Origin of the sequence: Methanocaldococcus bathoardescens, from assembly GCF_000739065.1 — an archaeon.
Lineage (GTDB): Archaea > AGJL01 > Methanococci > Methanococcales > Methanocaldococcaceae > Methanocaldococcus > Methanocaldococcus bathoardescens.
On sequence record NZ_CP009149.1, the window covers coordinates 1,086,002 to 1,107,981 of the forward strand.

A 21,980-nucleotide genomic window follows, 5' to 3' on the forward strand; every position below is an offset into this window, starting at 1 on the left:
TTCTAAATATTCCTTAATAGACAATATTCCTTTGATAATTGGTTATAAGTTAGGGCTTTCAGCCCTAATTAATGTCCCAAAATCTAAATTAAGTTAAGAAATACGGTGATTAATTATGGGAAAATATAAGAAATTTTTTGCTATAGCTGTTTGTTCTCTACTGTTATTTACTGTTTATTTTTATAGAGACCCAGATAGGGATATAACAAAAGGAAATAACATCATCTTATCCCCAGCCGATGGAACTGTAGAGTATATAAAATTCTACAAAAATGGAGAAGCAGAAGTTTTTAAAGATGGAAATTACTATGTTCTAAATGTTTCAAAATACTTTCCAAATGGTTGTTATGTTATAGGCATTTTTATGTCTCCATTAGATGTGCATGTCAATAGAGCCCCAATAAGTGGAAAAGTTGTATATACAAAGCATATAGATGGGAGTTTCTATCCAGCATTTTTAAAAGATGTAGAAAAAATAAATGAAAGAAATGTAGTAATAATAAAAAATGGTTCTGATTATATTGGAGTTGCCCAAATAGCTGGTTTTGTTGCAAGAAGATGCGTTCTCAATATAAAAGAAGGAGATTATGTTGAGATGGGAGAAAGAATTGGTAAAATAAAGCTTGGCTCACAAACAGCAGTTATAATCCCATCTAATTACAATATAACAATTAAAGTGGGAGAGAAGGTCTATGCAGGACAGACAATCGTTGCAGTCAAAAATACAGCTAATTAATGAGATAAAAGAGAGGGTTTCAAGAATTAGAGAGAATTTAGGGTTAAGTAAAGCGTTATTTGATATAGTAGATATTAAAGTAGATGGGAAAATACTAACCATTTACACAAAAAACAGAAGTGATAAATCTACAATTATAGGGCCTGGAGGTTGGGTGGTTGGAAAATTAAGGGAGGAGATGAAAGATAGATTTGAAATTATAAGAGTTGAGGATTATACTGACAAAGTTTTATTTGAAAAAAGGGTAGAGACAATTAAATCTCTATTTAATGATGATATTTTTCAAGATATCTGTAACTATTTTTTATATGGAGAAATTCCAAAAAAGAAGAGAGATGTTATCTGCTTAGTCCAATGTCAGTATGATTTATATGTTGTTGATATTTTATCAAATATTTTTAATGTTAAAGCATTAACTTATGATTTCCCAGCTTTAGTTCCACAAAAAACAAAAGAAAAGATTTTAGATTTTTTAAATAAAAGGAATATAGAGCATGAGTTTTTAAAAATAAACTTTACAAAAGATGAAATAAAAAATCTTATAAATTCATTCCCTTGTGGATTTTTAAAAGATAAAATTATAAAAGATGGATTAAAAGGAGAGATATTTACAAGCTGTTTAAATTGTGGGATTTTTAAATATGACAACGGAATAATTATAAACTTTTTTGAGCTATTTCCAATAAAAATTAAAAAGGATGAAAATTATTTAAATTACTGTCCTTTATGCATCCAAAGCTGTAAAATTGAGAAAAATAAAGAGAAATTTATAAAAAAGGTTGTTAAAGATGTTTACAGAGGATTTAAAGAGCCAACAGATGCTTCTGAAGAGATATTATCAATAATAAAGTAATTTGTGGCGGTATTAATTATTCTATTTTCCGAATGAAACTTTTTAAGAAAGTTGAACAAAATCCTTAACGGATTTAGTTGAATAATCGTAGATTATTCAACTTCCCTGCAACCATAGGTTGCAGTGAATGTAGCTGGAAAGCAGAGCTTTCCATTTCATAAAAACTAACACTTCTGAGCATAAGCAAGGAAGTGTAAATTAAAAGATTCCTACGGTGATAAAGTGATTCTATTCTTCGAATATGCCATTGCTTCTGGTTTTGAAGATGAAGGAATTTTAAAAGAAGGAAAAATGATGTTTGATACGCTATTAAAACAATTCTTAGAGATTGATAATGTTGTATCTTTAATTCATAAAGATTTCGTTAATGATTATAAAGATTTTGAAAACCTTAAAATAGTTGAGATTGAAGATGAAAATGAGATTGAAGAAAAATTAAACAACATTTTAAAATCTGAAAAAATTAACTATGCACTAACTATAGCACCGGAAGATGAAAACATTTTATACAACTTAACAAAAATCATTGAAAAATATCCAGTAAAAAACCTTGGTTGTTCTTCAGAAGCAATAAAAATTGCTGGAAACAAATATTTAACTTACTTAGCAATTAAAGATTCTGTAAAGACGCCAAAAACATTTACACCAAAAAAATACGTAGTAAAAAAGATAGACAGCTGTGGAGGAAAATTTAATTTATTTGATGAGAATTTTTTAATTCAAGAGTTTGTTGATGGAGAAAATTTATCTGTCTCTTTAATTGTTGGTAAAAAAATCTATCCTTTATCTTTAAATAGGCAGTATATTGATGAGAGAGGATTTATTGGTGGAGATGTAAATATTGAGCATAAATTAAAAGATAAAATATTTAATGAAGCTATTAAAGCAGTTAAATGTATAGATGGATTAAATGGATATGTAGGAGTTGATGTTATAGTGAATGATGAAATCTATATTATAGAAATAAATCCAAGAATTACAACAACAATTTATGGATTAAAAACAAAACCAAGTTTGGCAGAGTTATTAATAAAAAATGCAAATAATGAAGAACTAAAATTTAAAGTAAAGGGAGAGAAATTTACAATTGATAAATAAAATTGGTGATGCTATGGAAAAAGACCCAAAAGATATAGTGCTTAAAGAAAGTGAAGACATTAAGGGAATAGAAATTGAAGGGCCATGGTTAGATGAAGATATAAGCTTAGAAGAAATAATTAAGAAATACTACCTAAAAATTGGATTTCAAGCATCACATATTGGTAAGGCAATAAAAATCTGGAAACTTATTGAAGAGAAAAGAAAAAATGGAGAAGAAATAACTGTATTTTTTGGATACACATCAAATATTGTATCTTCTGGATTGAGAGAGATTATAGCTTACCTTGTAAAACATAAAAAGGTTGATGTTATTGTTACAACAGCTGGAGGAGTTGAGGAAGATTTTATAAAATGCTTAAAGCCATTTATATTGGGAGATTGGGATGTAGATGGGAGAGAGTTGAGAGAAAAGGGAATAAATAGAATTGGAAACATCTTTGTTCCAAATGATAGATATATAGCGTTTGAAGAATATATGATGGAATTTTTCGAAGAGCTTTTAAATTTACAGAAAGAAACTGGGAAAATTATTACAGCAAGTGAATTTTGCTATAAATTAGGAGAATTTATGGACAAAAAATTAAAAAATAAAGAAAAAGAAAAATCAATCTTATATTGGGCATATAAAAATAATATTCCAATATTCTGCCCAGCAATAACAGATGGTTCAATTGGGGATATGCTATATTTCTTTAAAAAATACAGAAAAGATGAAGAGTTAATGATAGATGTTGCCAACGATATTGTAAAACTGAATGATATAGCCATAAACTCTAAAGAGACAGCATGTATTGTTTTAGGTGGCTCACTGCCAAAGCATAGCATTATAAATGCCAACCTATTTAGGGAGGGAACTGATTATGCTATATACATAACCACTGCCCTTCCATGGGATGGTTCTTTAAGTGGAGCCCCACCTGAAGAAGGAATATCTTGGGGAAAAATTGGAGCTAAGGCAGATTATGTCGAAATTTGGGGAGATGCAACAATAATATTCCCATTATTAGTTTATTGTGTAATGAAGTAATTAAATATTAAATTATTAAATCATTTTTTAATGGTTGAAAATATGTTATTTGTTGTAGGTATAGGTAGTGGTAGTGAAAGGCATTTTACAAAAGAAGCTGAAGAGGTATTAAATAACGTAGATTTAATTGTATGCTATAAAAATTACAAAAGATTTGTTGAGAGATTTAATAAGCCAATATACACAACAGGTATGACAAAAGAGATTGATAGAGTTGATTATGCTTTAAAAGAGGCAAAAGATAAAGATGTTGCTTTAGTTTCAAGTGGTGATGCAACAATTTATGGATTAGCTTCATTAGCTTATGAGATAAATGCTGTTAAAGGCTACAATGTGGATATAAAAGTTATTCCAGGAATAACAGCTGCTTCATTAGCTTCAGCAATCTTAGGAAGTCCATTAAATCATGATTTTGTTGTTATAAGTTTTAGCGATTTATTAACACCATTAGAAACAATACTAAAAAGATTTAAGTGTGCATTAGAAGGAGATTTTGTTATTTGCATATACAACCCACTAAGTAAAAGAAGAAGAGAGCCGTTTTTAAAAGCTATGGAAATATTAAATGACTTTGCAAAAGATAAAGATTATGTAATTGGAATAGTTAAAAATGCTGGAAGAGATAAAGAGAATATTGTAATTACAAACTTTAAAGAGCTTTATAACAACTTAGACAGCTATTTAGAGTTCATAGATATGAATACAATATTAATTATTGGAAATTCTTCAACAAAAATTATCAATAACAAGATGATAACTCCAAGGGGCTATTTAGATAAGTATAAGATTTAGGTGGAAATATGCTTGAAAAAATCAAACAAGAGCTAAATTCTTATTTCTTAGAAAGAAGGGAAGAAATAGATATAGCATTAACTTCAATCTTAGCTAATGAGCATACTGTATTCTTAGGAAATCCAGGAGTTGCAAAATCACAATTAATTAGAGCTATAGCATCCCACATAAACGCTAACTACTTCGAAAAACTTATAACAAGATTTACTACCGAAGATGAGTTATTCGGCCCTCTAAGTATTAAAGAGTTAAAGGATAATGATAGATTCGTTAGAAAAACTAACGGTTATCTGCCGAGTGCTGAAATTGCCTTCTTGGATGAGGTTTTTAAAGCTAATAGCTCTATATTAAACGCTTTGCTTTCGATAATCAATGAAAGAATTTATCATAATGGGGATAAGATAGAGAAAGTTCCATTAATTAGTTTGTTCGGAGCTTCAAATGAACTACCAGAAGAGAATGAGTTATTAGCTTTCTATGATAGGTTTTTGTTTAGGAAGGTAGTTAGAGGAATAAGAAGCTATGAAAATCTATCAAAGCTGATTGATTTAGAGGAAGAATATAAGCCAAAAACCGTTATTGACATTGAAGATGTTAAAGAATTACAGAAAGAAGCCTTAAAGGTTGATATATCAAATATAAAAGAAGATTTAATTAAAATAAAGTTATCATTGGAAAGTGAAGGAATAAAAATCTCTGATAGAAGATTTAAAAAATCAGTTAAGGCAGTTAAATGCTTCGCTTATCTAAATGAAAAAGAAAAAGCGGATGAGAATGATTTAGATATTTTAAGGCATATATACTGGAATGAGCCAGATGAGTTTTATAGAGTTTCAGTTGAAATTTTTAAATTATCCAATCACTTTGCTGGCTTTGCATTGGAGCAGAGAGAAATCTTGGATAGCTTAATGAATGAAATAAAGAAAATTAATAAAGATAGAATACAGTTGGGAGGAATAGAGTATAGAAAATGCCTTGAAATATTAGGAAAGCTAAATAGCATGACTATAACCTTAAAAGATGTTAAAAATAAAGCAATTGAAGCAAACAAACCTTATGAACTTGTTGATGATGTTTTAAAAGAAGTTGAAGGGTTTAAAAAATATGTTGAAGAGTTATTGAAGGGATAATTTATGAAAAATGTCATAAAACATGATGCTTATGACAAAAAGGCATTTGAAAGATTTTTAAAGAATAGCAAATATTTACAAAAACTTCTTAGCTATTATTCTCAATTTCATCCAATTCATGAAAAATTGGCTGAAGATACCTTTTATGCATTCTTTAAGTATGTTGTTGAATTTAATGAGCATGTTGAAGAAAAATTTAAGATAAATAAGGCAATATTGGAAGGAGCTATAAAAAATATTGAATATGAAAAAAGTAAGCTTTTAACTGAATTAGATGAAGTAAATGCTGGAACTGCTACAATAATGTTCTGTGAGAAATTTTTTGAAAATCTAAAACTTAAAAAGCTAAATAAAGAGCTAAAAAAATTTATATCTGAAGGAAAAGTTGAAGGATTTGAAGAGAAATTAAAAGATATTGCTAAAAATACAATGAAAGATATATCAGAAGAAATTTCTGAAGTTATACAGGGATTTAATGCTGCTGAGAATTTTGGTAAAGGGGAAGGAGATAAAAAGCTGTTATCACCAGAAGATAGAATAAAATTGGTAGATAAAATTTTGCAGAATAAAAAGATTAGAGAGATTGTGAAAAAACTTGGTAAATTAAGATTGTTGGCTATAAATGAATACAAATCAAAGATTAAACACTACTCTGGAGAGATATACTCTACAAAAATTGGCAGGGATTTAAAGCATTTACTACCAAAAGAGGTCGTTAATCTTTCAGATGAGATTTTATATTATGATTTCCTTAGGAAATTCGTTGATAAAAAGCTCTTAATTTATGATATTCAGAATAAATTGGAAAAGCAAAAAGGGCCGATTGTAGTTTTATTAGACCACAGTGGTTCAATGTATGGAGATAGAGAAATTTGGGGAAAGGCGGTTGCTTTATCTTTAATAGAAATTGCTAAGAGAGAAAATAGAGATATATATTACATTGCCTTTGATGATGGAGTTAGATTTGAGAAAAAAATAAATCCTAAAAATATAACCATAGATGAAATAATCGAAATTGCTTCCTTATATTTTGGTGGGGGAACAAATTTCATAGAGCCGTTAAATAGAGCCATAGAAATAATAAACGAAAATGAAGGCTTTAAAAATGCAGACATATTGTTAATAACTGATGGCTATGCTGAAGTAAATGATGTCTTTTTAAAAGAATTTGACAAGTTAAAAAATGAACATAATGTTAAATTAATCTCTGTGTTTGTTGAAGTCTTTCCAACAGAAACTTTGAAAATGATTTCTGATGAAGTTATAAAGGTTTATGATTTGGTAGATGAAGAAGCAAGAAAAATATATAGGGCAGTGTCTTAATAAATAAATTATCAAAGTTATATTATAGTTTTTTGCAAAAGTTATTAAAATTAATATGGAAGATTTGAACGCCTTCCCAAAGGAAGGCGTTCATAAATACCTTATTCATTCCAAAATGTTTTGCAAAAAACTATAGTTTTTTCTCAACAATTTCCCCCCTTGGCTCAACTTCTTCAAATATCTGTGCTTCAAACCTATAAATTTTAACACCTTCAGCTAACCACATATCTGGTGGCAATCCAGCTTTTAAACATAAATGAGCCAAATATTCTTCAACATCCCATCCATACTCAACAGGGACTTGTGGTAATAAAAGCCCTCTATAAAATCCATATTCAATAATTAATCCATCTCTACCAATTTTTATTTTTTCCAAATATTCTTTTGGATGACTAACTTTAATAAGCTCTGGAGGAGTTAAAATACTTACTTCAACCACAATACTATCCATCTCTTCCAATGTTACTGGTGAGAACCTTGGATCTTTTGTAGCTGCACTTATCGCCGCTTCTTCTAAAGCTTCAATTAATGGCATTATTGGTTCTGGAATCCCAATACATCCCCTCAATTCCTTATCTGGATAAGTATGTAAAGTGCAAAAACACCCTCTTTTCTCATTAAATATTTCTGGATAATTTTCTATAACTATTTTTCTACCAGCTAAATAGTTTTCTATAACTGCTCTTGCATATTTTACTGCAAATTTTCCTTCTTCTAAGGTTAGTAATCTCATTATTCCACCAATAAAAATTGATAAAAACAAAAAGAAATAGTAACGCTCAGCTGTCCCAGGTTTCATCATATTATCAGTGAAGTCGGCACTCATCATCGCGTTAAACATAAACTTCAATTTTATAAGATTATGTCAATCTTCTCCCCACAAATTTTACATCTTCCTGTTTCTACATCTAAATTAATTATCTTGGCGTTGAATATATACCTTTCTATTAACAAAGCCCCACAATTTGGACAATATGTGTTTTCACCTTCATGCCCTGGAACATTTCCAATATAAACATACTTAAGTCCCTCTTCAATAGCCAAATTTCTTGCCATCTCTAAGGTTTCTATAGGTGTTGATAGGATATCAGTTAATTTATAGTCAGGATGAAACCTTGAAAAATGCAAAGGAGTATCTTTTCCTAACTCATCTCTTACAAAGTGTATTATAAATAACAAGTCATCTATATTGTCATTATAACCTGGAACAATTAAATTTGTTATTTCTACATGTATTCCCAATTTTTTTGCTAATTTACATGTTTCTAATACTGGCTCTATCGTAGCTTTACAAACTTTCTTATAAAAATCAGCATTTCCTTTAATATCTATATTCATTGCATCCACTGGAAGAGCTTTTAATGGCTCTTTCTCTATATAACCATTGGTAATCATTACATTAAATAACCCTTTCTCTCTTGCTACAACTGAAGTATCATACATGAACTCATAATATACTGTTGGTTCAGTATAAGTGTATGATATTCCTGGACAGTTGTATCTTATAGCAACTTCAACAATCTCTTCTGGTGTCATCTCCCTATAAGGAATTTCATCTGGTGGAAATTGAGAAATTGTCCAATTTTGACAATGCAAGCATCTAAAATTACAGCCACCAGTAGCTAAAGAAACTACTTGAGATGTTGGATAGAAATGAAATAATGGCTTTTTTTCTATTGGGTCTATCGCTAATGAGCAAATTTTTCCATATCCAACAGCATATAAAGTTCCATTTATATTTTCTCTATTCCAACAAAAACCCCTCTCCCCCTCTTTTATAATACAACGCCTTGGACAAATATTGCACCTAACTTTATTGTCATCTAATTTTTCATAAAACATTGCTTCTCTCATAATTTCACCTGAAACTTTTAGAAAAAATTAATGGAAAGATTTGGTGAGTTGTATGAAAGTATTCCATTCTATATAAACCCCTTCCTAAAGAGTTCTTTCATAATTTTCCTCTAATAGCAAAAATTTCAGTAATTTCCATCAATATTTTATTTTTGTATATTATATTATATGTTCTTTTTGGTAATTGGTTGTAGTTTGTTTTTAAAAGGGTTTTTAATCTTTCATCAACTTCAGCGATTCCTATAGATTTAATTTCTCTTCTGGTTTCTAAGTTGTATTTTCTTATAATCTTACCTATTGGAATATCCGCAGAGAGTAAATCCTTTTTTATTTCTTCCCTAAGATTTTCTTCCTCAATATTTTTAAAAGGTGTTTTTGATATAGCATAAACTAATGGAATATCATTAACTTTAAGAATAACTTCCCTATAGTTTGTATTATCAACAATCTTTTGATTAATTGTCTCAACTTTACAAATATCCTCAAATAATATCTCTAAAATATTTGTTACGCTTCCATCAGTCCCTAAAAGTATTTTTTCTTCATTCAGCAAACGAAATTTTTTATTTAGTTTTGATATTTCCTTATAAATAATCATAATATCACGTGTTTAATTTATCAATAAAATGAGGCGATAATAATGAATAATAGAATTAAGAGATTTTTAAAATATATGGAAAGTGAAGGTATAAAAAAGGCAGTGGTTTTAAAGAAAGAGAACATAAACTACTTCTTAGGAAAATATTTTATGAGTTTCTCTGTCTTAGTTTTTGAAGAACAGCCTTACTTATATGTTGGAAAACTTGATAAAGATTATGCTGAAGAAGTTTTTAATTTTTTAGAAATTAAAGAGTTTAAAAGCTGGGAAGAGATATTTAAAGGATGTGATGGAATTGAAAGAGAATTACCAATTGGTTATTTAAAATATATTGATAAAGATTATAAAATAATATCCGACAAAATTAAAGAGCTGAGAATGATTAAAGATAAAGAAGAAATAGAATTAATTAAAAAGGCCGCTGAGATTAGTGATAAAGCCATAACTTGGGTTTATAATAATTTAGATAACGTTAAAAATTTAAATGAATATGAATTAGTGGCTGAGATAGAATATATTATGAAAAAACATGGTTCAATAAAACCTGCATTTGATTCCATTGTAGTTTCTGGTAAAAAAACTTCTTTCCCTCATGCTTTGCCTACAAAAGATAAGATAAAGGATGTTTTATTAATTGACATTGGGGCAGTTTATGATGGCTATTGTTCAGATATAACAAGAACATTTTTATTAAAAGATGATGAAGAGATGAGAAAAATCTATAATTTAGTTTATGAAGCAAAAAAAATTGCTGAAGAGCATTTAAAAGAGGGAATATCAGCTAAACAAATTGATAACATAGTTAGAGAGTTCTTTGGTGATTATAAAGAGCTATTTATCCACTCTTTAGGGCATGGTGTTGGATTAGAAGTTCATGAAGAGCCAAGATTATCAAATAAATTAAAAGACGATGAAGATGTTATTTTAAAAGAAGGGATGGTTGTAACTATTGAGCCAGGATTGTATTTAAAAAATAAATTTGGTGTAAGGATAGAAGATTTATATTTAATTAAAAAGAATGGATTTGAAAAATTAAGCAAAGCGGAAATTCCTGAATATTAAATTATTTTTTCCATTGTTTAATTAAATGATAAATTATTAAGATAAGAAGAATAAGTGCAAATATCTCACTTATATGTAAATGATGAGGTGTAATAATAGCTGTTTTAACACCTATATCTCCTATAAGATAATCAAATAAAAATGCAAATAAAAAACTACCAATAATTATGCTGGATAAATAAATTGCTAATGCCTTTTTTCCAAATATTTCATAAATTGTTGTCATAGTTACAATATTCGTTGCCGGCCCAGTAGTTAAAAATATCAAAGCTGAGCCTGGCGAGAAACCAATTGAGATGAGAGATAGAGCTATAGGGATTGAAGATATTGAACAAACATAAATTGGAACTGATAATAATAAAACCAAAATATACTGCAGAAACAAATTATCTACATAGGATGAGATATCTATAGGAATTAGAGAGATTATAGCCCCAAGAATAATCCCATATAATAATGGCTTTGCTAATGGTGAAAAAAGCTCGTTAAATGAGTAGTTAATAATCTCTTTAATCGCATTTTTTAAATTTTTCTTTTTTATTTTTCTTTTTACCTTTCTTTTTTCTTTTACTTCTTCATTCTCTTTGATAAAAATATTCCCTAAAATTCCAGCAAATAGGGATATAAAAACAGATGATAAAACTCTAAAAGCTGTAAAAATTCCCCCAAAGACAGCATAAGTTACAAATATGGAATCAATTCCAGTTACAGGAGTTGCTATTAGAAAAGATAAAACAGAGGCAGAGCTTGCTCCACTCTTTTTTAAAGAAACGCCTATTGGAATAACTGAACAGGAACAGATAGGTAAAGGAATACCAAATAAAACACTTTTTATAACTGATAATGAAGTAGAACTTCCAAGATGTTTTCTAATAAAATCATCTGGTAAAAAATATTTAAGAATTCCAGCTATTAACAGCCCAATTATTATATAAACTGCCAATTCATTTAAGAAATTCCAAAAGTTTAAAAGAAATTTATAAACTATTTGTAGCATTTAAATCTCCTATTAAATTTTAGTTATATTAATGGAAGCGTCTTTCTCAAATCTCTCTCAATCTTATCTATTTCTTCAGCATATTTAATTGCTATCTTTCTCATAACTTCATCAACATTTTTTACCCCTAAATCTTCCAATCCAACAATTTTAACATGCTCTGCTCCTTTTGATTTGACATTTATCCCCAAATGTATTTTTGCTGAAACAGTTCCTTTACATGCAATACAAACAGATAATTTTTTATCCTCAAAATATAAATCATCTCCATCTCTTTTTAGCTTTACATTATAACTTTCAATAACCTCTTTTGCTATAAAAACCAATAATCTCTGCCTTAAATATATTGTCTTTAAATCAATGGCATCAAAATGCTCTACAACAAAATTTATAGCATCTTCTGATTTTATTGGGACTTTTATTTCTTTTTCTCTCTTAATATCTTTCAAATCCTTCATATTTTTTGCAGAAACTTCCATCTTTCCTCTAAAAACTACAACATTATCTTTCTGAACATCAAAGGTTTTAAATGCCCATAATGGCTCTATCTCTTTTCCAGTATAATCCAATTTGTCTTTAACAAAGATTATAGACATGTATTCAGTATCATAAACTTCAAAATCCATAAAATCACCATGGTAAAGGACTATATTCTCTTTTAATATCTGGAACTTCAGAGAATACATCATAAGTTATATTGTTTAATATAAAACCATCCATTTCCTTTAATTGAACCAATAGGCATCCTTTAATAGTAACATTAATTTTAGGTGCATTTTTTTGCATTTCATCAACTATTAAAAGTAAATCTCTGATTCTTCCCAAATTATTCAAATCTATTCCAGCATTTTTTAAAAGATTTTCGTTCTCTTTGTATGAAATAAGCTGATGAACCATAATCTCATCAGCATAGCCGTTAAGCTCTTTAGCTAAATTTAAGAGTTCATTATCATTAAATCCTGGAATATAAATTGCTCTAACAATTGTATGCAAATACTTGGAAGCAATTTTTATATTATTTAAAACTCTATCAAAATAATCTTTTCCAGTCAATAATTTATACTTTTCATTACTAAAAGAGCTTAAACTAATCATTATCAAATCTAAACCTAAATCTTTAAACTCTTTTATCATCTCTTCATTTAATAAAATTCCATTTGTCTGTAAATCAACTCTCAGCCCCAAATCTTTACAAAACTCTATTCCCTTTTTTACTCCTTCCAAATCTAATAGAGGTTCTCCATACTGAGATATAGTAACTGCCTCTGCCTCTTCTAAATTTCCATAAATTCCTCTTTTTACATTTTTCAGCCTTGAATAACAATAAATACAGTTTAAATTACACTTTTGTGTTAATTCTATTGATGGATGATGATAGGGATTTTCTATTTCTAAGTTTATTCCCTCACAGCCAATGCAGTGTTTAACTATCTTTAAATTCTTAACTATTTCTTCCAATTTATCGCAAATCTCATTTCTTAAAATTATCATAGGCACCACAAAAATTAAATTTTTTAATTTTTAGTAGTATCCAGCAATATTCATCGTCTCCAATTTTTCCTTTAATTTTAAAGCTTCTTCATCTTCTTCAGGTTTTAAAGGTCTTTCTGAAGCTACAGAAACTATGGCTCTCCCTACATAAGTGTTTCTAACTCTCATTCCTTCTGGAAATACCCTATTCATAAAATCCATTACTTTATCTATAAAATCTTTGCTTGTATCATAAACTTCCATATCTAAGTCAATATCCGAATCTGTAATAATTTCAAACCTTGACGGCTGGTCTATAACATGTATCTTTCTTAATAAGTGTGGAACATAAGTTTCATCAGTAATTTTTAGCTTGTATATTATTTTATCATTTTCTTTTTTTTGCTCTACAATTTCAGCAAAATCTCTCAGTTTAATAATTTTTCTTGTTGGTTTTGGCAGAACCCCCAATATAAAATATGGTTCTTTTTCTTTAGCAATAAATTCAACTCTAATTATTGATTTTCCTAACAGTAAATCTTCCAACGCTGTTTGTATAACTTTTGTATAAATCTCTTTCCCAGCTTTATCTTCACAATGAACAATTATCTCAGCCATACTCTCTCCTCACTAAAAAAGTTAAATGTTAAATTAAATTATTATGCCTTTATCTTCTTATATCTGAATCCTGAAGATAATAAAGCGGCTCCAACAGCTCCAATTAGCTGGGAATATCTTGGAACAATAACCTTTCTTCCCAAAACTTCTTCCATAGCTATAACTAAACCCTTCAGCAAACTACTTCCTCCAACTAATATAACTGGGTCCCTAACATCAACTTCCTGTAATTGTTGCTCAAACACTTGCTCAGCAACTGAGTGAGCTGCTGCAGCTGCTACATCTTCAGCTTTAGCCCCTTCAGCTAATGCAGTAACTAAATCCTGAATACCAAAGACGATACAGTAGCTGTTCATATTTATCTTTCTCCAATCTCCCTTAGCCGCTAATTCTCCAAGCTCTTGTAAAGAAACTCCTAATCTTCTTGCAGTAATTTCAAAGAATCTACCACTTGCCCCAGCACAGATTCCTCCCATTGTAAAACCATCTGGAATGGCATCATATAGAGAGATAGCTTTGTTATCCATCCCTCCAATGTCAATAACAGTTGCTTCCCCTTCCTGTTTATCAGCTAAATATGCAGCTCCTTTTGAGTTAACTGTTAGCTCTTCTTGTATTAAATCAGCGTTAAAGTATTTTCCAACTGTATATCTTCCATATCCTGTAGTCCCTATAGTTTCAACTTGGTCTAATGATATGCCAGCTTCTTTTAGTGCATTATCAACTGCTTCTTTAGCAGACTCAATAACATCCTTTGTGTAAATCCATCCTGTCCCTGCAACTTCATCATCTATCATAACAACTGCCTTTGTTGTTGTAGAACCACTATCAATACCTAAACTTATTCCTTCCTGCTTCTTTCTTGCTAATAAAGATTTTCTCTCAACAATTGTAGTTAATGCCTCCATTCTTGTTAATAACTCAGATGCCTTTGTTCTTTCAGTGAATGAATACATAACTACTGGCAAATTTGTGTTTTGTTGGATAAGTTTTCTTACCTCATTCCTAACCAAAGCTCCTTCAGCACATCTAAAACATGTAGCTATAAATACTGCTTCAGCATCTGTATTTCCTTCAATAATTGACATTGCTCTTGCAAACATCAATTTTAAATTAGCTGAGCCAACTTTAAACCCCAATCTCTCTTCAACTTCATCGATATATGATAAATCAACTTCAGGGAAAATAAGTTCTCCACCAACCTTTTGTGCTGCTTTTTCAATTTCGTGATAAACACCGCTCCACTCTGCTCCACATGTTAATAAGGCAATCTTTACCATTAACTTCACCCAAATTTAATATTTATATGGAAATTTTTTTATTAATTCTAACATTTTATTTTCAGATATATATTCCTTTGTGCCTATAATCAGCTTTGGTTTTTCTAATATTCTACCAAACAATACTACTGGACATTTATTTTTTAATGCGATATCCACTACTTTATTATATTCTTTCTCTGGAATTGCCAATATATAAGTTCCCAAATACCTTGTAGCTCTTGGATATGGAAGAGATTTTATCTCAGCCCCTTTCTTTGCCTTAATTAACATCTCTAATAGATTTCCTAACCACCCTCCCCTCGATGCATCCTTACATGCGTTTATTTTTATTCCATTCTCTAAGATTTCTAAATATGTATCAAATTTTTTCTTTGCTTTATAAATTCTTTCCCCAATATCTCCTTCTACAGGGTCTCCGAGCATAATTAATAAATCTCCTTCCTTAGCCCCTCCATCTCTTATTATCAAATTTTCATCAATCAACTCTCCAAAAACAGCTACTGAAATACATGATTTTAACTCTTCAACTGTTTGAGTGTTTCCTCCAATTATTGGAATCTCTAAACCTATGCTTTGTTTTCTTAAACCATCAACTGCTAATTTTATCTCATCTTCGTTCTTTGCTTGAATAGCATTTAATGCAAATTTTGGCTTAGCCCCCATTGCCACTACATCACATGCTGTATGAATTAAAGCTGTTTTAGCCCCCAATTTTAAGGGATATGGGCCTTCTATATTAATGACCATATTTTTTATAACTACTGCATCATCTCCAGCTTTAATTCCACTTTTTAAATCATCAATTAAATCATCAAAGTGCCAAAATGCCTTTCTTGGATAGTTTGTTTCCAATATATGCTCTATAGCCATTTTTAGCTCGTATTCAAAATTTTCCATGCTTACACCCAAAGCAAAGTATCTTATTAAAACTCAAACTATATATTTAATTTAAATATCAATTAACCAAATAATCATTATCATTGCAAATGTGTTTGGTGAAAACATGAACATTTTAAGAAGGGGAAGGTTAGGAAATTCAATAAAAGAAGATGTAGCAAAATACACAACAAGCTTAGATTTTGACAAAGAAATTTTTGAGGCAGATATCTTATGCGATATTGCTCATGTAATAATGCTTTATGAGCAGGGAATAATAAAAAAAGAAGATGCAAAAAAGATTATTGAAGGTTTAAAAGAAATTTATAAAAAAGGTATGGAAAATCTTAATTTAGACCCTTCCTTGGATGATATACACATGGTTATTGAAAGTGAATTAATTAAAAAACTTGGGGAAGATGTAGCAGGAAGAATGCACACTGGAAGAAGTAGAAATGATGAAGTAGCAACAGATTTAAGAATTGCTTTAAGAGAAAAGGTTTTAATAATAGTTAAATCATTGATTGAAATGCTAAAGGATATATTAGAATTAGCTGAGAAACATAAAGAGACATTAACTGTTGGCTACACCCATTTACAGCACGCTCAGCCAGTAACTTTTGCTCACCATTTATTAAGCTATGTCTCAGCAATTGAGAGAGATATTTTAAGGTTGTTAGATGCCTACAAAAGAATAAATATCTCTCCATTAGGTTGTGGGGCGATGGCAACAACTGGATTTAAGATAAATAGAGAGAGAACTAAAGAACTTCTTGGATTTGATGCTATAATAGAAAATTCAATGGATGGTGTTTCAGCAAGAGATTTTATATTAGAAACAATGGCAGATTTAGCAATATTGGGGACAAACTTATCAAAGATTTGTGAAGAGTTAGTTTTATTCTCAACTTACGAATTTGGAACTATTGAGATTGCTAACGAGTTCTGCTCAACCTCTTCAATAATGCCTCAAAAGAAAAATCCTGATGTTGCTGAAATAGCAAGGGCTAAGCTTTCAACATTAAATGGAAATTTAGTTACTGTATTAACAATATTAAAAGCTCTACCAAATACTTACAATAGAGATTTGCAAGAAATAAGCCCACATTTATGGAATAGTGTTTATACAACAATAGACACAATAAAAATGGTTCATGGAATGTTAAAAACAATAAAAGTGAATAAAGAGAGGATGGAAGAATTAGCTAACGCAAATTACTCAACTGCAACAGAATTGGCTGATACATTAGTTAGAGAGACAGGAATTCCATTTAGAACAGCACATGGCATCGTTGGGGAAGTTGTTAGAAGAAGTATAGAAGAAAAAAAGGATATGATTGAAGTTATCTATGAGGTTTTAGAAAAATACAATTTGAACGTTGATGAAGAAAAGATAAGAAAAGCATTAGACCCTTATGAAAACGTTAAGATGAGAGATGTTGTTGGAGGGCCTGCTCCAGAAGAAGTTGAAAAAAGGATAAAGGCATTTAAAGAGAGATTGAACAAATATGAAAAAGAAGTTAATGAAAAAATGCAAAAGATAAACAAAGTTAAAGAAACTCTGCTATCTTATGAGATTTAATTTATTTTATCAAAAAATCATATCTTTCCAAACATAAACTGCCATTATTATCCATATTGCCGCTAAAATATATCCCTCTTTTTTTCTTAATTTATAGTTAGATATTGGATAAAAAGCCCTAACTCCAGCTGGTGTCATTGAATCTCCAACTAAATGAGATAAATATCCAGCAATTATTGGTAATATGTAATGCAAAGTTCCATCAATTCCTGGATTTAATTTTATAATATCCAAAATAGCCCAAGCAAAGATGGCAAAAATCATCACTCTACCGAGTAAAATTTCATTAGTAACCATTAATAAAGATATCAACCCAGCAAAAACTGCTGAAATAAATGAGAGTTTGTAAGATAAATATCCCAAAATAAAAGATACAAATAACAAAGACCAAAATGTGTGAGTTAAAGTTCTATGCTCTGAAAAATAAGGAATTAAATATATCAAAAGAACTGAAACTCCTAAAATAAACAAATCAATATTAAACAAACTTTTATCAAAAAAGTAAAGTAAAATATTTATAAAAACAATCCCTCCAGATATTAAAATTCCTCTTTTAACAATATCTTCCTTAACATCATGGTCTAAATCTGGATACAAAGCCCCAGCTAATGCCAAAAATATCTGTTCTGGTGAAGAAATAAATGGCAATCCAAAGATAATCCCTAAGATTGTATGTCCCTTCCAATTCATAGAATCCCTTAAAAAATTTTATTAAAATGGAAAACATCTCCCCCATGGGCATAAACATTTGGGAGTTGATTTTATTGATATTATTATATCTCCCTCTTCTAAAGTAGATAGATAATTTTCTGAAATTTTTTTAAATTTTGGAATATTTTTTTCAAACTTATCTTTATATTTTTCTCCATTTGAAGAGATTGCGTATATGCATTCAATATCTTTTAGCTTATAACCCCATCGTGTCCCATGATGTGGAGTTATCAACACATAAAAGAATTTCCTATTTTTACTGTTTAATTCTTTTATTATTTTATTTATCTCATACGGTTTCAGATCCCCCATAAATAACAATTCATTATCACAACAAAACACTAAACTTAAACGATCAGTAATACCCCTAAATTTTTCGTCAAGATCTTCAATTTTCTTTTTAAAATTTTCTTTTTCACTAATTCTATCTTTTAAATTTTTTAATTTTTCTAAAATTTCATATGTTTCCTCATGTTTTTTTCCATTAAATTTTTCATATTTCATGTTTTTTTGGACGACTATATTATATAACGGACTATATCTTTCAACAAATTTAACGATCTCCTCAAATTCACGGTAATCCTTCATAAATTGTTTAAATTCTTTTATCACTTTTTTCACACTTTCTACAACCTCATCATCTTTGATAATTCTTGGTGGATGCAATATTTCAAAGGTTTTCCCCCTAATTTTTATAAAATCCCCTTTAAAACATGGATTAAGTTTGCATTTATCATTTATTTTGAATATTAAATCTAAAAAATCAATATTGACTATACCATAATTATTATAAATCTGAAAAAATTCAAATGATAACATATACAAAATAAATTCATTTGAAATATCCTTACCATTATCATAAATCTTTGGAATTCCCGGAAAATATACTTCATCAAACCATCCCTTCCAATGATTTCCTTTATCTGCTACACAAAAAATACCATTGTAATGGTCAGAATGAAAGTGGGATAATATAAAATATTTCGGTGTATATCTTGATATATATGAAGATACTCTGTGTAAAGCATAAAATGCTTTTTCTTTACCATTATAACTACCACAATCAACTAACGCATGTTCTGCATATTCTATGGAAATCTTACCAAAGATACCCCATCTCTTTTCCGTAAAAACCTCTATTTTCTTAAAATCTGCACTAACACAGATAGGCATACATAATCCGTGTCCCACGTCCATTACACAAATTTTCATTAGTCTCCCCCACATTAATTTGTGTTTATACAAAAATTTATTTCTTCAAACATAGTATAAAAATATTTTGTTTATTAAATTAAAGTTTTGTAGTTTTATAAAATAGAGCCAATTTATCCAATAACAACCTCTCCCTCTTTTATTCCAATAGTATTTAACCACTTAACAGTTGATTCTTTAACAATTTCCTTTTTCTTTCTTAATATCCACAATTTTAGTTCTAAAGTTATCAAATTCTTTGTAATTTTGCCAATTACTTCAAATTTAACCAAATTTTTAAGTAAATTTCAACTTTCGATTTTTTCATAAATTTCATTATCAATTGCTTTCCTATGAATACAATTATTGTTGGGATTATTAAAGCTAATAATATGGAATCTGTATAAGTCCAAATCACTGCTGAAATACATGCAGTTGCAAAAAGTCCATAACAATCCGGAATTCTGCCATCAAAATCCAACCTTATATAATCCTCTTCTCTAATGAACCTTAAGCCGTATAAAACACTTAATACTATATCCCAAAAGATTGTTGCAAATAACGCCAATATTATGCTAATTTCTGTGTTATGGATGATTTCACAGAACATAATGGTAAATAACAAGATAAAATAGACACCACTTAAATGCAACATTCCAAATGGAGTTATCCATTTCATAATCTCCCAAAGTAAAAATTTAAATTAAAAGCTCAACTTTATTATCCTTAATCTTATTAAGTATTTTCAAAGCAATATTTGGGATAAAGGTTGTTATATATGCTTTTTCTGAACTCTCTACAGCTTTTTTATCATCTCCATTGCATGGATAGGCATTGATGCCAGCATCATTTAAAATCTTAATAGTAGCTTTCTCTACCCAACTATCCGTATCTGAAATATAAACCTCCTCTGCCTTTTCAGCAATTGCCCAACTTATATATCTTCCCCCAATTAATCCAATTTTATCAGTAGAGATGTCATCAATTGTCTTATTTACTTTTAATTTTCTACATAGATTACTCTCCTTTATAGATGCCCAGTGTGCATCTCCTAAATAAAACCCTCCAATGCTGTAAGGATAGATATTTCCTTTTAAAAAGTTGTTTCCTAAGGCAATTGCTTTAACTATATCCTTATCTATAAAACTTGCATTAACATTTCCTGCTTTTATTTCCTCTCTAATTATTCTTATAACTCTTCTTAAACCAAAATTTCCTCTCTTTGCTGTTTCTGGGCTATAGCCGCACATATACCCATGGTGATTTAATGGAAACCCAGTTATTATAGCATTTAAACCACTTCTTAATCCAATTCTACATTCATCCTCATAAGCTCCATTTGTTGCCACAACCCCTCCTTTAACTAAAATTCTTGAAACAGCTATTGCCTTAGCAAAAGCTTTCAATCTATCTTTAGCCCTGTTAAATGGTGCTCCTTCAACAACAAATACATCAACATCTAAGTCAATACATGCCTTAATTCCAGTTATTAAATCATCATATCCATCTCCAATGTGGAAAATGCCTTCCAAACCCTTGCCATATTTTTTTGCTGTTTTTGCAACAACTTCCATCTCCTCTAACGGGGCTGCATGCTCCTCTCCACCTTGCTCCTCAACCACATTTATACATACAGTAGAAGCTAACCTAACCCATTCCTCAAACTCATCGGCATGTTCCTTCTCTTTCTCTATCAATCTCTTATGAATCCTATCTCTTGGACAGCCCTTAAATGGTGGGCCTTTAAAATAACAATCTCCATAACAATGAGTTATTTCCTTTGGAAACCTCATAGCTCCATACATTCCAAAGTGGTCTATATCTATTGGCACATCAACATTTTCTAAAACCATTTTTAAAACATCTATAGGATTTAATCCTTCTTTTTCAGCAATATCTGCCACTGCATAACTGCAGATATGAATTGGAAATCCTATATAATCAGTTAATATGCAATTTTCAATAAATTGAGTTAATGTTAATGATGATGAACACGGCCCTACAGCAATTTCTATTAAATCACAGCCCATTGGAAATTTTCTTAAATTACTTCCAAGCTTTTGAATCTCTTCCAAAGATAAATCATCAACCACATCAACAACCTCAATTATATCGCTTTCTTTTAATTTTTTCTCATTTAATTTTTTTATTACTATTTTTCTTAATTCTAATGCTGAATCTAAATTATTTACGGCTTCTTTAATGAGTTCTCTCATAAAAATCCCTCAGTCCATTTATAATCTGCAAATACCTATCTTCAATTCTCTCAACCAATCCTAAATCATAATTGTGTGTTTTTAAGATTATAACATTTTCTATATCTTTTCCATTAAACAAATAGTCTGGAATTATTAAAATACCGTCATCAGAAATTTTTAGACCTAAATCTTCAACAACTTTTTTAACAAACTCTGTTTTTGGATTAACCTTTACATTTAAATCTTTAGTCAATTTTTTTATCTCTCTTTCTTTATTTTTTAGAAATTCTATTGAATTATTTATTTTTTCTTCATCCCCAATACCTAATTTTTTTAATTCCTCTAAACTTTCAATTAAATCCTTAAAAGTTACTGACTTAACTTCAAAAATCTCTGCATTTGGGTTTAGTTTTTTCACTCTCTCTTTATACCCCTTAGATATAATTAAAAAATCACAATTAACTTTATTATCATAAGGATTAACTATTTCATAATCTTCCAATCCAATTAAATCAGCGATTTCTTTATACATTTTAGTTATTCCTATTTTCATATTTTCCCAATAATTTTTTTAGTTA

At 29.4% G+C, this 21,980-nt stretch carries 24 protein-coding genes; 9 read left to right on the forward strand and 15 right to left on the reverse strand.

Features of this window, described 5'->3' with window-relative positions; all coding sequences use genetic code 11:
• Positions 1 to 115 precede the first annotated feature (115 nt).
• The 7 genes from JH146_RS05525 to JH146_RS05555 all read left to right on the forward strand — a co-directional run bounded on the left by JH146_RS05525 (position 116) and on the right by JH146_RS05555 (position 6,962).
• Complete coding sequence (locus JH146_RS05525; RefSeq protein WP_048202064.1) at positions 116 to 736, forward strand: archaetidylserine decarboxylase; 621 nt, start codon at positions 116 to 118, stop codon at positions 734 to 736.
• Positions 693 to 1,589, forward strand: coding sequence for a hypothetical protein (locus tag JH146_RS05530; protein WP_048202065.1), 897 nt, complete (start codon positions 693 to 695; stop codon positions 1,587 to 1,589). Before JH146_RS05525 ends, JH146_RS05530 begins: the two co-directional genes overlap by 44 nt.
• A gap of 222 nt (positions 1,590 to 1,811) precedes the next feature.
• A complete protein-coding gene (gene mfnD, locus JH146_RS05535; protein ID WP_048202066.1) occupies positions 1,812 to 2,687 on the forward strand; it encodes a tyramine--L-glutamate ligase in 876 nt (291 codons plus the stop codon).
• Positions 2,688 to 2,700: 13 nt separating this feature from the next.
• Positions 2,701 to 3,717, forward strand: coding sequence for a deoxyhypusine synthase (locus JH146_RS05540; RefSeq protein ID WP_048202640.1), 1,017 nt, complete (start codon positions 2,701 to 2,703; stop codon positions 3,715 to 3,717).
• Between the two features lie 42 nt (positions 3,718 to 3,759).
• Positions 3,760 to 4,509 (forward strand): precorrin-3B C(17)-methyltransferase, encoded by a 750-nt coding sequence (gene cobJ, locus JH146_RS05545; RefSeq protein WP_048202067.1) that lies wholly within the window; start codon positions 3,760 to 3,762, stop codon positions 4,507 to 4,509.
• An 8-nt stretch (positions 4,510 to 4,517) separates the two neighbouring features.
• Positions 4,518 to 5,639 carry an AAA family ATPase gene (locus tag JH146_RS05550; RefSeq protein WP_048202068.1) on the forward strand — a complete coding sequence of 374 codons (1,122 nt, stop codon included), beginning with the start codon at positions 4,518 to 4,520 and terminating at the stop codon, positions 5,637 to 5,639.
• A 3-nt stretch (positions 5,640 to 5,642) separates the two neighbouring features.
• A complete protein-coding gene (locus JH146_RS05555; RefSeq protein ID WP_048202069.1) occupies positions 5,643 to 6,962 on the forward strand; it encodes a vWA domain-containing protein in 1,320 nt (439 codons plus the stop codon).
• Positions 6,963 to 7,092: 130 nt separating this feature from the next.
• On the opposite strand, the gene JH146_RS05560 is transcribed toward JH146_RS05555, so the two are convergent.
• From JH146_RS05560 to JH146_RS05570, 3 genes are all read right to left on the reverse strand, one after another.
• Positions 7,093 to 7,695, reverse strand: a complete 603-nt coding sequence (locus JH146_RS05560) for a TIGR00296 family protein (RefSeq protein WP_048202070.1) — start codon at positions 7,693 to 7,695, stop codon at positions 7,093 to 7,095.
• A 119-nt stretch (positions 7,696 to 7,814) separates the two neighbouring features.
• A complete protein-coding gene (gene amrS, locus JH146_RS05565) occupies positions 7,815 to 8,816 on the reverse strand; it encodes an AmmeMemoRadiSam system radical SAM enzyme (protein ID WP_048202071.1) in 1,002 nt (333 codons plus the stop codon).
• Positions 8,817 to 8,913: 97 nt separating this feature from the next.
• Positions 8,914 to 9,414 carry a chorismate pyruvate-lyase family protein gene (locus tag JH146_RS05570; protein WP_048202072.1) on the reverse strand — a complete coding sequence of 167 codons (501 nt, stop codon included), beginning with the start codon at positions 9,412 to 9,414 and terminating at the stop codon, positions 8,914 to 8,916.
• Positions 9,415 to 9,456: 42 nt separating this feature from the next.
• Here JH146_RS05570 and JH146_RS05575 point away from each other — a divergent pair, with 42 nt between their 5' ends.
• The gene (locus JH146_RS05575) at positions 9,457 to 10,476 is read left to right on the forward strand and encodes a M24 family metallopeptidase (RefSeq protein WP_048202073.1); all 1,020 of its coding nucleotides are present in this window, start codon (positions 9,457 to 9,459) and stop codon (positions 10,474 to 10,476) included.
• A gap of 1 nt (position 10,477) precedes the next feature.
• Here the strand turns inward: JH146_RS05575 and JH146_RS05580 are convergent, their stop codons facing one another.
• The 6 genes from JH146_RS05580 to JH146_RS05605 are packed head-to-tail and all read right to left on the reverse strand — an operon-like array spanning position 10,478 to position 15,741.
• On the reverse strand, positions 10,478 to 11,473 hold the full coding sequence (locus JH146_RS05580; RefSeq protein ID WP_048202074.1) for a permease: 996 nt from the start codon (positions 11,471 to 11,473) through the stop codon (positions 10,478 to 10,480).
• A gap of 23 nt (positions 11,474 to 11,496) precedes the next feature.
• Positions 11,497 to 12,099: a DUF366 family protein gene (locus JH146_RS05585; RefSeq protein ID WP_048202075.1), complete on the reverse strand. Its 603-nt coding sequence runs from the start codon at positions 12,097 to 12,099 to the stop codon at positions 11,497 to 11,499.
• A gap of 4 nt (positions 12,100 to 12,103) precedes the next feature.
• Positions 12,104 to 12,964, reverse strand: coding sequence for a radical SAM protein (locus JH146_RS05590; protein ID WP_173400827.1), 861 nt, complete (start codon positions 12,962 to 12,964; stop codon positions 12,104 to 12,106).
• Positions 12,965 to 12,994: 30 nt separating this feature from the next.
• Positions 12,995 to 13,561, reverse strand: coding sequence for a methanogenesis marker 17 protein (locus JH146_RS05595; RefSeq protein WP_048202076.1), 567 nt, complete (start codon positions 13,559 to 13,561; stop codon positions 12,995 to 12,997).
• A gap of 41 nt (positions 13,562 to 13,602) precedes the next feature.
• The gene (locus JH146_RS05600) at positions 13,603 to 14,841 is read right to left on the reverse strand and encodes a methanogenesis marker 15 protein (protein ID WP_048202077.1); all 1,239 of its coding nucleotides are present in this window, start codon (positions 14,839 to 14,841) and stop codon (positions 13,603 to 13,605) included.
• A gap of 15 nt (positions 14,842 to 14,856) precedes the next feature.
• Positions 14,857 to 15,741: an AIR synthase related protein gene (locus tag JH146_RS05605; RefSeq protein ID WP_048202078.1), complete on the reverse strand. Its 885-nt coding sequence runs from the start codon at positions 15,739 to 15,741 to the stop codon at positions 14,857 to 14,859.
• 106 nt (positions 15,742 to 15,847) lie between these two features.
• On the opposite strand from JH146_RS05605, the gene argH reads away from it, so the two are divergent.
• On the forward strand, positions 15,848 to 17,302 hold the full coding sequence (gene argH / locus JH146_RS05610) for an argininosuccinate lyase (protein ID WP_048202079.1): 1,455 nt from the start codon (positions 15,848 to 15,850) through the stop codon (positions 17,300 to 17,302).
• Positions 17,303 to 17,311: 9 nt separating this feature from the next.
• Here the strand turns inward: argH and JH146_RS05615 are convergent, their stop codons facing one another.
• The 6 genes from JH146_RS05615 to JH146_RS05640 all read right to left on the reverse strand — a co-directional run bounded on the left by JH146_RS05615 (position 17,312) and on the right by JH146_RS05640 (position 21,955).
• The gene (locus JH146_RS05615; protein WP_048202080.1) at positions 17,312 to 17,992 is read right to left on the reverse strand and encodes a metal-dependent hydrolase; all 681 of its coding nucleotides are present in this window, start codon (positions 17,990 to 17,992) and stop codon (positions 17,312 to 17,314) included.
• Positions 17,993 to 18,013: 21 nt separating this feature from the next.
• On the reverse strand, positions 18,014 to 19,225 hold the full coding sequence (locus JH146_RS05620) for an MBL fold metallo-hydrolase (RefSeq protein ID WP_048202081.1): 1,212 nt from the start codon (positions 19,223 to 19,225) through the stop codon (positions 18,014 to 18,016).
• A gap of 113 nt (positions 19,226 to 19,338) precedes the next feature.
• The gene (locus tag JH146_RS08690; RefSeq protein ID WP_153232497.1) at positions 19,339 to 19,497 is read right to left on the reverse strand and encodes a hypothetical protein; all 159 of its coding nucleotides are present in this window, start codon (positions 19,495 to 19,497) and stop codon (positions 19,339 to 19,341) included.
• A complete protein-coding gene (locus JH146_RS05630) occupies positions 19,479 to 19,883 on the reverse strand; it encodes a hypothetical protein (RefSeq protein WP_193787659.1) in 405 nt (134 codons plus the stop codon). The genes JH146_RS08690 and JH146_RS05630 overlap by 19 nt, the downstream gene beginning before the upstream one ends.
• A gap of 19 nt (positions 19,884 to 19,902) precedes the next feature.
• Positions 19,903 to 21,420 carry a 5,10-methenyltetrahydromethanopterin hydrogenase cofactor biosynthesis protein HmdC gene (hmdC, locus tag JH146_RS05635; protein ID WP_048202082.1) on the reverse strand — a complete coding sequence of 506 codons (1,518 nt, stop codon included), beginning with the start codon at positions 21,418 to 21,420 and terminating at the stop codon, positions 19,903 to 19,905.
• Positions 21,404 to 21,955 (reverse strand): hypothetical protein, encoded by a 552-nt coding sequence (locus tag JH146_RS05640; protein WP_048202083.1) that lies wholly within the window; start codon positions 21,953 to 21,955, stop codon positions 21,404 to 21,406. Before JH146_RS05640 ends, hmdC begins: the two co-directional genes overlap by 17 nt.
• Positions 21,956 to 21,980: the final 25 nt, after the last annotated feature.